Below are 10512 nucleotides of genomic sequence, written 5' to 3'. Positions count from 1 at the left end.
GTCGTTTTCCGCCTGGCGTTGCCGTCGCCGCATGAGGGATCGTGCTTTGTTTTTCGTGATTTGCTGGGCCACTGCACTTCTCGGGAAATCTGCTAAATGAATGCGCCCAAGGTCTGGGTTACCGGAGCGAGCGGCTTCGTCGGAGAAGCCTTGGTCTTGCGCTTGCTCGTACGGAAAAAATTTACCCCTGTGGCTGCCGTCCGCGCTGCAACTCGTCTTCAAGGCTTGTGTCCCGTCGCCAGGTTCGAGTCGGGGACATGCGAGACCACACAATTGGCTGGCGTGCAGGTGGTCGTCCATGCGGCGGCGCGGGTGCACATCATGAATGAGACGGCGGGTGATGCGCTTGGCGAGTTTCGCCGTGTAAATGTCGAAGGTACGATGCAGTTGGCTCGTATGGCTGCGCAGGCGGGCGTCAAGCGCTTCGTTTACATCAGTTCGATCAAGGTCAATGGTGAGCGCACGGATCCGGGGCGACCGTTTACTGCTGATGACACTGCGGCGCCGCAGGATCCGTACGGCATTTCCAAGCACGAAGCCGAACAGGCATTGCGTCAACTTGGCGAGCAGACGGGTATGCAGGTAGTGATTATTCGTCCGCCGCTGGTCTATGGGCCCGGGGTGAAAGCCAATTTTCTCAGTCTTCTCAAATGGCTCGAAAAGGGTTTCGTGTTGCCGTTGGGCGGCATTCGCAATCAGCGCAGTATGGTTGCGATCGGCAATTTGGTTGATCTCATCGAAACGTGCCTGGATCACCCGGCAGCGGCAGGGCAAACGTTTCTGGTAAGCGATGGTGAGGATTTGTCGACACCTCACTTGCTCAAGCGCCTGGCATCTGCACTTGGGGTGAAGGCTCTTTTGTTACCTGTACCTGCGGCGCTGCTGCTGCTCGGCGGTGCGCTCGTTGGCAGGCGGGGCGTTGCCCAGCGAGTCTGTGAATCTTTGCAGGTCGATATCAGCAAAAACCGCGAGTTGCTGGGTTGGGTTCCGCCCATCGACGTAGATACTGCCATGCGCCGGACTGCGAACCATTTTCTGGAAAAGCAAAAAACATGATATTTGGCGGTTTGCTCATTACGATTTTTGCGCTGTCCTGGGCGATGACTTGGGGGTTGCGTCACTACGCCTTGTCGAAAAGTCTGATGGATATCCCCAATAACCGCAGTTCGCACTCGGTGCCGACGCCTCGTGGCGGCGGTGTGGCGATAGTGCTGGGGTTTCTGATTTCACTGCCCGTCCTGGGTGGTATGGGCCTGATGGATAACGCAACGCTCTACGCTTTATCGGGTAGCGGGCTGCTGGTGGCTATCGTCGGGTTTACCGATGATCACGGTCATATCGCAGCTAGGTGGCGGCTGCTCGGTCATTTTGCGGCTGCCATTTGGGCATTGTTCTGGATCGATGGGCTGGCCCCTGTCACGGTACTAGGTGCAGTGATTGATCTGGGCTGGATAGGCAACGGCCTTGCGGCAATTTATCTGGTCTGGATGCTCAATCTCTACAACTTCATGGACGGTATCGACGGCCTGGCCGGCGCCGAAGCGCTTTTTGCCTGTCTTGCCAGTGCGTCGCTCTATGTCCTCGTCGGGCAGGAAACGTCAATTCAGTGCGTGCTTCTCTTGAGTGTCGCAGTGGGCGGTTTTCTGTGCTGGAATTTTCCACGAGCCCGAATCTTCATGGGGGATGCCGGCAGCGGATTTCTGGGTATTGCGTTGGGTATTCTCTCGCTTGTCGCCGCAAGCCGTTCCCCTGAACTCCTCTGGAGTTGGTTAATTCTTCTCGGCGTCTTTGTTGTAGATGCGACCTGGACTCTTTGCCGGCGGCTGTTGAACGGGGACAAGGTCTACCAGGCTCATCGCAGCCATGCCTATCAATATGCCTCGCGCCAGTATCAGAGCCACAAGACGGTGACGCTCGCGGTGGTCGGGCTGAATGTGTTCTGGTTGTTTCCATGGGCTATTGTCGCGGCTCTGGACGTAGTTCCCGGTGTCATCGCGCTGATCATTGCGTACGCTCCGTTGTTCTGGCTAGCCGTCCGGTTCAAGGCCGGCAATCGTGAGCCCGTCACCGAGACTGGAGCGTAACCGCAGGCAATTCCCTCGGGCGATGCAGGGCGTGGGAGCGTGAATCGGATAATGATATGATCCGCGCCCTCGGTTCAGCGAATACGCGGAATTTTCAGGATTGACATGCAAGAGGGTGTCGTATTGCGAGCCAATATTCAAAGGCTCTTACGACAATTCAGCCCATTTGTCTTGTTCAGTTCAATGAGTGTCGGAGCAGCATAAATGCAGCACAAGGATAACAATTTAAATCTGCTTCGGCTGGTTGCTGCGCTGATGGTTCTTTACGCACACTCTTTTGATTTGTACGGCAATTTACCTGTCGGGTTTATGGATTCGACCTATGGCAGTCTTGGCGTCAACATTTTTTTCATCATCAGCGGTTATCTGATCGTAAAGAGCTGGGACTCCATGCCCCACGCCAGAGCATTTCTGATGAAGCGGTCACTGCGGATTTTCCCCGCATTGATTGTCGTGGTGGTTGCCAGCGCTTTTATCCTAGGCCCCCTGCTATCTACGCTGACGGTTCGTGAGTACTTTGCACAACCGCTCACGTGGGATTATCTAAGAAACATTCTCTTAAAACCGGTGTTCATTCTTCCTGGTGTTCTTGAAAACGCGAACATCCCCGGCGTCGTCAATGGTTCGCTGTGGAGTTTGCCTATCGAGTTTTTCATGTACCTTGTGGTGATGGGCCTGGGGATTGCATTTAAGGGTGGGCGCTGGATTCATACTGCCGCGACTGCGCTGTTTGCGGCGATAGTGATTTTCTGGTGCTGGCGCGAGACCCCTTTGGTGGTGATATACGGGACCGGTGTCCAGTATGTTTTTCTCACCGGCATCTATTTCATGATCGGTGCCTGCTATGCCAAATGGCGGCTTGAGCGCTGGTTTAGTCTCTCCGGCGTTTGCGTGCTGATAATGGCAACGATCCTGCTGGCACCCTATGTGCAGGTTTCCAAAGGCCTGTTGTGGTTCACCCTGCCTTATGTGGTGTTGGCCTACGGTTTGTCCCGGAGTTGGCTGGGTAGTTGGGTCAACCGGATAGGGGACTGTTCATACGGGGTCTATATCTACGCTTTCCCGGTACAACAGTTCGTTTTATTCAAATTCCCGGATATTTCGTACCCGCTTTATCTGGGCGTGACGATCGTTTTTACGCTGATACTCGGTTACCTGTCCTGGCATCTGGTTGAGAAACGGATGTTGACTTTCAAATCCAGATTGTCGGTTCGTGCAGATAAAGCCGAACCCGTATTAATTCCGGAAAACGGAAAAACTTAAGTCGATGAGCCCGGTTAGTTAAATGGAATTCATGATGGCATGCGATGGTTTTGAAGTGGTGGTGAATGTGTTTGTGACACACGGTGACTTTCAATGAACTGGTTGAGGACGATGCTGGCAGATCGCAGGATTTTGTTGAGCCTGGTTTCAAATGATCTCCGCGCCCGTTATTTGACAAACTATCTTGGTTTCTTGTGGGTCTTTATTCAGCCGTGCGCGACAACGCTGATCCTGTGGTTCGTGTTTCAGTTCGGCTTCAAAGCGGCACCTCACGGCGACTTTCCTTTCGTCCTCTGGCTGGTGTGCGGGCTGGTGCCGTGGTTCTTTACGGTCGAGGCATTGAATTCCGGTTGTACGGCGGTCAAGGAGAACAGTTTTCTGGTCAAGAAAATTGTCTTCAAGGTTTCTCTGTTGCCGCTGGTCAAGCTCACCTCGGCGGTACTGGTACATATTTTCTTCGTGTTCATCCTGCTGCTTCTGTTCGTGGTTTATGGTTATCAGCCAAATCTGTACTGGTTGCAAGTCGGCTATTACATCGCCTGCCTGTTCATGCTGCTCCTGGCAATTGCGTGGATCACCAGCTCAGTAGTGATCTTCTTCCCGGACCTCAGTCAGTTGGTGGCGATGGCCACGCAGTTCGGGTTTTGGTTGACCCCAGTGTTCTGGGATATAGATGCCATTCAGGGACGTGCGGGGTCTTACCTGCGTCTGAACCCGTTTGCCTACATCGTCGAAGGATTCAGGGATTCGCTCATTCGCAATATCTGGTTCTGGGAGCGACCGACTCAAACTCTGGTCTTTTGGGGAGTGTTGATCGTTCTAGCGCTGATAGGCTGGCGCACATTCAAAAAATTAAGACCTCACTTCGCGGATGTTTTGTAATGAATGCAGTGAATGAGAGCGCAATCTGCGTCCGTAACGTGAGTAAGGTTTATCGCCTTTATGACAAGCCTGTTGACCGCCTGATCGAGGCGCTTTCACCTTTCGGCAAGCACCGGCATCACGATTTCCACGCGCTGACTGACGTTTCTTTCAACGTCGAGAAAGGCCAGACCGTGGGGATTCTTGGAAAAAACGGTGCGGGCAAAAGCACTCTGTTGAAAATCCTCACCGGCGTTCTCACGCCTTCCAGCGGCGAAGTCCAGGTTGTGGGTCGTGTTGCGTCGCTGCTGGAACTTGGGGCCGGCTTTAATCCGGACTACACCGGCGTCGAGAATATCTATTTCCAGGGATCCCTCATGGGTTACTCCCATGCGGAAATGCAGACGCGTATTGCGGCCATTCTGGAATTTGCCGACATCGGTGACTTCGTCAATCAGCCTGTGCGCATGTACAGCAGTGGCATGTTCGCACGTCTGGCTTTTTCCGTGGCAATCAATGTCGAGCCCGATGTGTTGATCGTAGACGAGGCCCTGAGCGTGGGTGATGCGGGGTTCCAGCTCAAGTGCATGTTGAAGATGAAACATATGCAGGAGCGTGGCACCACGATCCTCTTCGTTTCTCACGATACTCAGTCGGTTATTCGCTTCTGTCAGGCAGTCATCGTGATGCAGAACGGGCAGATCATCGATTACAGCACCGACGTGCTGACCGCGACCAAAAACTACGAAAAAAAGGTTCGTAACAGCAGTGCGGTAGCGATTCCGGAAGCCGAGGAATTGCATGCCGATGTGTCCTACGAAAAGGAATTGGGCGATATCTCGGAAGTTCGATTCGGTTCAGGTGCGGCGAAAATAAACGCGGTGGATTTCTACAGCGCCGATGGCACCCAGACCAGCCACTTCGAACCTACTGAAGATGTCACCATGCACTGTTATGTGCAGTCCTCCATGGACATCAAGGAAGTCGTGATGGGCTACTCGTTGCGCGACGCGAAGGGTGTCGATGTGGCCGGTGACAATACCCTGTTGGCCGGGTGCAAGTTCGACCTTGATGCCGGTGCGCATAAAGTCAGTTTTTCCTTCCCGCTCAATGTGGCACCGGGGGAATATTTTCTCTTTATCGGTATGGCCAGTCTGGATGGCGAGCGCGTTGAGCTGGATCAGCGTTGGCCCATGCGCAAACTCAGCGTGTCGGGCGGGCGCCAGATCGTCGGAGTCGCTTATTGCCCGTCAACAGTCAACGTTGTTAAGGTTGCTTGAATCATGCTTAAGATTGGTAATGCAAAAGTCGCGGATACCGTCAAGTTTCATCTGGACGATACGGCTGACTGCACCATTGAGGATGGCGTTGAGCTGTGCGACAACGTCGTTATTGAATGCGGTGCGGGAGGCAGCGTGCGTATTGGCTCCGGGACGCTAGTCAATTACGGAACGTGGATCAACGGCAGTGGCAAAGTCACCATCGGTGAGAATGTCCTGATCGCCCCTAATGTATGCATCACCTCGTCAACCCATCGATATCATTTGCATACGCCGATCACCGAGCAGGGCATGCGGCTGGCCGAGGTGAGCATTGGAGATGACGTTTGGATTGGCGCCAGTGTATCGGTGCTGGCAGGTGCGGAAGTTGGCCGTGGTTCGGTTATCGCGGCGAATTCCGTAGTCAAATTCAATGTGCCCCCTCAAAGCATTGCGGCCGGTGATCCTGCTGTCAAAGTTGCTTCACGCAAATACAAGCGTGTGGTGTTCTACACGCTGCCGCTGATCTTGCGGGATCGCCCGACGTTATTCAGCAGCATCGTCGACATTTATCTGCCGCTCGCCGATACATTTGCCGATAAGGGTTGGGAGTGTGTATTTGTCGGCTCCAATGAACTGAGCGAACAGTATCCGGACTTCAAGTACGACTGGATCAGTCCGTCCTCCTACAATCTTGATTATCCGCAGGCCGGAAATTCCGAGTGGATGAGTGATTGGAAATGCCTGCTTGAACAGCAGCCACTGGACTTTCACGATCGATTCGTAGCCTCACTCCTGGACAATGTCGAGCCGGACCTGATGTTCTGCTGGAACTACGACGGCAGTCTCGATACTGCGTGTTCAGCCGCAGGCATACCGTTGTTGTTCAACGAACTGGGCATGCTTCGCGCGCCCAATCCGATGGCTTACTACTCCGATAGTCGCGGCGTGAATGCGCGAAGTGGCTTCAGCGCGGAATTCCTTGAGTACCAGCAGAAGTCCGGCGGAGTACCAAGCGTTACCGCCTTGGCGAACCTGGCACAGATGGAAGAAAGTTATCCTCGCCAGAATTCCGGTAGTGTCCCGACCGTGTTGATCCTGCTTCAGGTTCAAGACGATTCCAATATCATCATGGGATCGCCGTTTGCCAGCATGGGCGAGTATGTTCGACATGTTCTGGCTTCAATTGAGGGCGCGCCGTTTACCGTCATCGTAAAGCCCCATCCTCTGGATGACGTGCCGGATCTGCCTGAGCATGTCCAAGTGGCGGGCAAGGAAGAAAACATCGCGGATCTCATCGCTGGCGCCGATGTGGTGTTCACCATCAACTCCTCCGCAGGCTTCGAAGCCGCTTTGGCGGGAAAAACTGTTTATACCCTGGGCAAGGCTCCCTACAGCGGGACAGGCTTGACCATCGATGTCGAACAATCGCAGGATCTCCCGGCCTTGTGGCAGGCTCATGGCGCTGTGGCGCCTTGCACCCGGGATTTGCGCGCGCAGGTTCTGGATTTCGCGCGGTCACTCTACTTTCTGAGCGAGGCGCAATTCTGTGAACCATCGGCGCACCTTTCCAGATTGCCGCGAACGCTGCCTTCCGACTTGTCGAGAAACGCGTTTGATCCGGATCTAGAGAGTTTCCGTCAGCAGTCCTATATCAGTTGGCTGGAAGGCAAGGTAGAGGAAGCTCAGGTCGATCTTTCCACGCTGAGTGAAACGTATCTAGCCACCAAAAATGAACTGGCAACTGTCAAGCATGAGTTGCTGGTGGTCAACGATCAGCTCTCGATCATAGAAGGCAACTTTACCGGAGTGTTGCAATACCCAGATTTGAATAGTGAAGAGGCTGTGCGGATTCAGAAGCTGCTGCTTATTGAGCGCGAGTCGCTGCAGCAGCAGATTGAATCGAGCAAAGCGGAAGTCGAAGAGCTGAAACACAAACTCGACGAAGTTTATGCCTCGAAGTCCTGGCGCCTTACTCGACCCATTCGCGGCGGCCGACGTGCGCTGTGGATGCTTCGAAACAGGCTCAGCAACCCACGCGTCGTGCTGCGGCCTATTTATCAGCGGCTGCCATTTCTGATTGGCGTGCGCATGCGATTGAGACATTGCATCAAGGCTGTGCAAACCAAGTTTATGCGAGCCATCAACTCGCAAAATAATTTGAAGTCGTTGCAGGTCATTGCCGACCGGCGTTTTGGCTACTCGCTGGATGTGCCTGTGTTCGATGTGCGGCCGATCATTGATGTCTCGATCGTTACCTATAACAGCTGCAAATGGGTGGATGGATTCTTCGTCTCCCTGAAGGCACAGGACTATCCACTCCAACATTTGAATCTGTGCTTCGTCGATAACGGCTCCAAAGACAGCACCGTTGAGGACCTGCTACGTTGGAAAACGCTTCTCGGCACCGAGGTTGCAGGTTTTCAAGTCGTCCAAGGTAAGAACGTTGGTTTTGGTTTGGGGCATGACAGGGCGATCATGTCCGGACAATCGGAATTTATTCTGATCAGTAACATCGACATCGTCTTTGCACCTGATTCGATTGCCAAGATAGTTGCGACTGCGAACGCGGATAACTTGAGAGCCGTTGCATCTTGGGAGTTGCGCCAAGCGCCCTATGAGCATCCCAAATACTACGATCCGGTCACTCATGAGACCAACTGGTCTTCCCATGCCTGTATTCTGATCCGACGTTCGGCCTATGCAAAAGTCGGCGGCTACGAACACGAAATTTTCATGTATGGCGAAGATGTGGAACTGTCTTATCGGTTCCGTTCATATGGTTATCAATTGAAGTACTGCCCTTCAGCGGTGGTCTATCACTACACCTATGAACATGAAAATCACGTCAAGCCGATCCAGTTTACCGGCAGTACACTGGCGAATGCCTACCTGCGTCTGCGCTATGGCGATGTAAGCGACAAGTTTGGTGCGCTGGTGCTGCAGAGTGCCTTGTTGTTCCGACCCGAAGTTTACGAAGGTTCGCGCCGCGATGTGGTCGCCAATATCCGCAAGATCGTGCGTAAGTTTCCACACTTTCTATCGGGCAAAGGCTCGAACAATCAAGCTTGCTTTCCCTTTCGCGGTTTCGACTATGAAATGATCCGCGACGGGGCATTCTGGACAGTAGGGAAACCTCTGGCGGAACTGCCACTGGTAACGATCGTTACCCGAACTTACCGTAATCGGAACGAGTTCCTGCGCCAGTCGATCATGTCTGTTTTGAATCAGACCTATTCGAATGTCGAGCTGGTGGTGGTAGAGGATGGCGGTGAAACGATGAAGGAGCTGGTTGCCGAGTTCCAACGTCCAGAAGGCCGCGCCATTCGTTTCTATGGCATGGACAAAGTCGGACGGTCCGTGACCGGCAACTATGGCCTTGAAATGGCCAAAGGCACTTACTGCATGTTCCTGGATGACGACGACCTGCTGTTTTCCGATCACGTCGAGGTGCTAGTTGCGGCCTTGGCCAATAATCCCGATTCGGTGGCGGCTTACTCGCTGGCAATGGAGGTAGGCACTAACGTTGCAGCTGACGGACGCTACACCGAAGTCAGTCATGAAACCCCGTCATACTTCAAACATGAGTATGACTACGATACGTTGCTGGATCACAACTTCATTCCGATTCAGTCCTTGCTGTTTCAGCGATCGTTGTACCTGGAGCGGGGCGGGTTCGAAACCGACATGAGTCACCTCGAGGATTGGAATCTGTGGCTAAGGTATGGTTACGGCAACACGTTCACCTACGTTGCGAAAACTACTTCGCTGTTCCGTACGCCCGCTGATCCGAATGTTCGGCTGGAGCGGCACAAGTCGTTGCACGAGGCTTATTCTCTCGCCAAGGACCGAGCTGCCAAGTCTTGCGAGGGATACCGCTCTACGGGCTCTGAAGGACAGGAGTAAATAATGTTAGAGCAAGCGCTGCTTCCTGATAGCGCGCTTGCCTAAGCCAGGAATGGGCAGTAAAAAAGCCGATGTGGCTGATACGTTCGAGACAGCAAACGTATCAGCTACATCGGCTTTTTTTATGGGCGGTTTATTCTTTGTGCAAGGGATGTAATGCGGTTGGCTTTCGCGCCTGATCAGGCTTTGGGTTCAAAGTGTTTCGGTTTTATGAAAACAAGCTTGCTCAACATGTAGGTCAGGGGCAGCGAAAGAACAATGGCAGCGAGTGGTGCCAGAAATTCCGGCAAGAATAGAATCCTTACCCAAACCCACACGATCAATAAGCCGAACAGATACTGCGCCAGGTAAATCAGTGGAAAAAGAATGACCGATTTCAATCCTTGGTGTTCTTTGAATACCACGTATCGGCTTAGAAGAAAGGCCAATAGAATCCCGCATACGTAACTGATCGAGTAACTTGTCGTGTAAGCGAAGAAGTTAAGCAGCATCAGATAGAGCGCGTACGTGACGGCGGTGTTGAGTCCGCCGGTCAGCAGGAAGCGCAAAAATTTTATCTCGGTCAGTTTTTTCAGGTTCACGTCACAGTTGCCCGACGTCTTTCTTTTCAAGCAGGAACTGGTCGTAATCGCGAATGTAATCGCTTGCCTCATAATGTTCGGAAGCAAATACCAGGAGCACTGCGTCAGACGAGTATTTATATTGGATGCCCCACGTCATTGCAGGCAGTAACAAGCCAAGAGTGTGGGAGTCGAGCACAAACTCTTGCCGGTTTGTACCGTTGTCGGCGACTACATGGACGGTCCCTTTCACCGCGATCAAAAACTGATGGCATTCACGGTGCGCGTGTTCACCGCGGGTTTCAGCGGTAGGAACATTTGAAACGAGGAAATATCGCTTTACTGAAAAAGGAATGTCTCGCTCGAATTCCCCGACGCTGAGGCTGCCGCGAATATCGACTGCCTCAAGCATGCGATGAAGGGTCACGCCGCAAGGGTAAACTTCAGACGCTCCCACTCTGCTAGGGCTTTCGACTATCGTGGCATTCGTCGCCTTCGCGTCGACATAGCCAATGATCTTTGCCGGATTCCCTACAACGATCGCGTTAGGTGGCGCCGATTTGGTGACAACCGAACCAG

At 53.1% G+C, this 10512-nt stretch carries 8 protein-coding genes; 6 read left to right on the top strand and 2 right to left on the bottom strand.

Translation table 11 applies throughout. From position 1 onward, the window contains the following. The first annotated feature begins 96 nt into the window (after positions 1–96). The 6 genes from OQK_RS02210 to OQK_RS02185 all read left to right on the top strand — a co-directional run bounded on the left by OQK_RS02210 (position 97) and on the right by OQK_RS02185 (position 9373). Positions 97–1056 (top strand): NAD-dependent epimerase/dehydratase family protein, encoded by a 960-nt coding sequence (locus OQK_RS02210; protein WP_016770914.1) that lies wholly within the window; start codon positions 97–99, stop codon positions 1054–1056. Continuing rightward, the gene (locus tag OQK_RS02205; RefSeq protein ID WP_016770913.1) at positions 1053–2084 is read left to right on the top strand and encodes an MraY family glycosyltransferase; all 1032 of its coding nucleotides are present in this window, start codon (positions 1053–1055) and stop codon (positions 2082–2084) included. The genes OQK_RS02210 and OQK_RS02205 overlap by 4 nt, the downstream gene beginning before the upstream one ends. A 204-nt stretch (positions 2085–2288) precedes the next feature. Continuing rightward, positions 2289–3347, top strand: a complete 1059-nt coding sequence (locus OQK_RS02200; RefSeq protein WP_016770912.1) for an acyltransferase family protein — start codon at positions 2289–2291, stop codon at positions 3345–3347. 93 nt (positions 3348–3440) lie between these two features. Beyond that, complete coding sequence (locus OQK_RS02195; RefSeq protein ID WP_024013863.1) at positions 3441–4229, top strand: ABC transporter permease; 789 nt, start codon at positions 3441–3443, stop codon at positions 4227–4229. Beyond that, complete coding sequence (locus OQK_RS02190) at positions 4229–5488, top strand: ABC transporter ATP-binding protein (protein ID WP_016770910.1); 1260 nt, start codon at positions 4229–4231, stop codon at positions 5486–5488. Before OQK_RS02195 ends, OQK_RS02190 begins: the two co-directional genes overlap by 1 nt. Positions 5489–5491: 3 nt before the next feature. Further along, positions 5492–9373 carry a glycosyltransferase gene (locus tag OQK_RS02185; protein ID WP_016770909.1) on the top strand — a complete coding sequence of 1294 codons (3882 nt, stop codon included), beginning with the start codon at positions 5492–5494 and terminating at the stop codon, positions 9371–9373. Between the two features lie 179 nt (positions 9374–9552). Here the strand turns inward: OQK_RS02185 and OQK_RS02180 are convergent, their stop codons facing one another. Both OQK_RS02180 and OQK_RS02175 read right to left on the bottom strand, forming a co-directional pair. Next, complete coding sequence (locus tag OQK_RS02180) at positions 9553–9954, bottom strand: GtrA family protein (protein WP_016770908.1); 402 nt, start codon at positions 9952–9954, stop codon at positions 9553–9555. A gap of 1 nt (position 9955) precedes the next feature. Continuing rightward, positions 9956–10512 (bottom strand): WxcM-like domain-containing protein (locus OQK_RS02175; protein WP_038860445.1); only part of this gene is annotated, 557 nt, incomplete at its 5' end.

This window comes from Pseudomonas sp. R62, assembly GCF_000257605.1.
In the GTDB taxonomy this organism is placed as follows: domain Bacteria; phylum Pseudomonadota; class Gammaproteobacteria; order Pseudomonadales; family Pseudomonadaceae; genus Aquipseudomonas; species Aquipseudomonas atacamensis.
The sequence above is the reverse complement of the archived record's forward strand: the minus strand, read 5'-3'. Positions and strand labels throughout refer to the sequence as shown.

Bases quoted from the DNA above. Each gene is read 5' to 3' on its own strand.
- OQK_RS02195 (WP_024013863.1), top strand. From the start codon at position 3,441: ATGAACTGGTTGAGGACGATGCTGGCAGATCGCAGGATTTTGTTGAGC.
- OQK_RS02185 (WP_016770909.1), top strand. From the start codon at position 5,492: ATGCTTAAGATTGGTAATGCAAAAGTCGCGGATACCGTCAAGTTTCAT.
- OQK_RS02205 (WP_016770913.1), top strand. From the start codon at position 1,053: ATGATATTTGGCGGTTTGCTCATTACGATTTTTGCGCTGTCCTGGGCG.
- OQK_RS02200 (WP_016770912.1), top strand. From the start codon at position 2,289: ATGCAGCACAAGGATAACAATTTAAATCTGCTTCGGCTGGTTGCTGCG.
- OQK_RS02190 (WP_016770910.1), top strand. From the start codon at position 4,229: ATGAATGCAGTGAATGAGAGCGCAATCTGCGTCCGTAACGTGAGTAAG.
- OQK_RS02210 (WP_016770914.1), top strand. From the start codon at position 97: ATGAATGCGCCCAAGGTCTGGGTTACCGGAGCGAGCGGCTTCGTCGGA.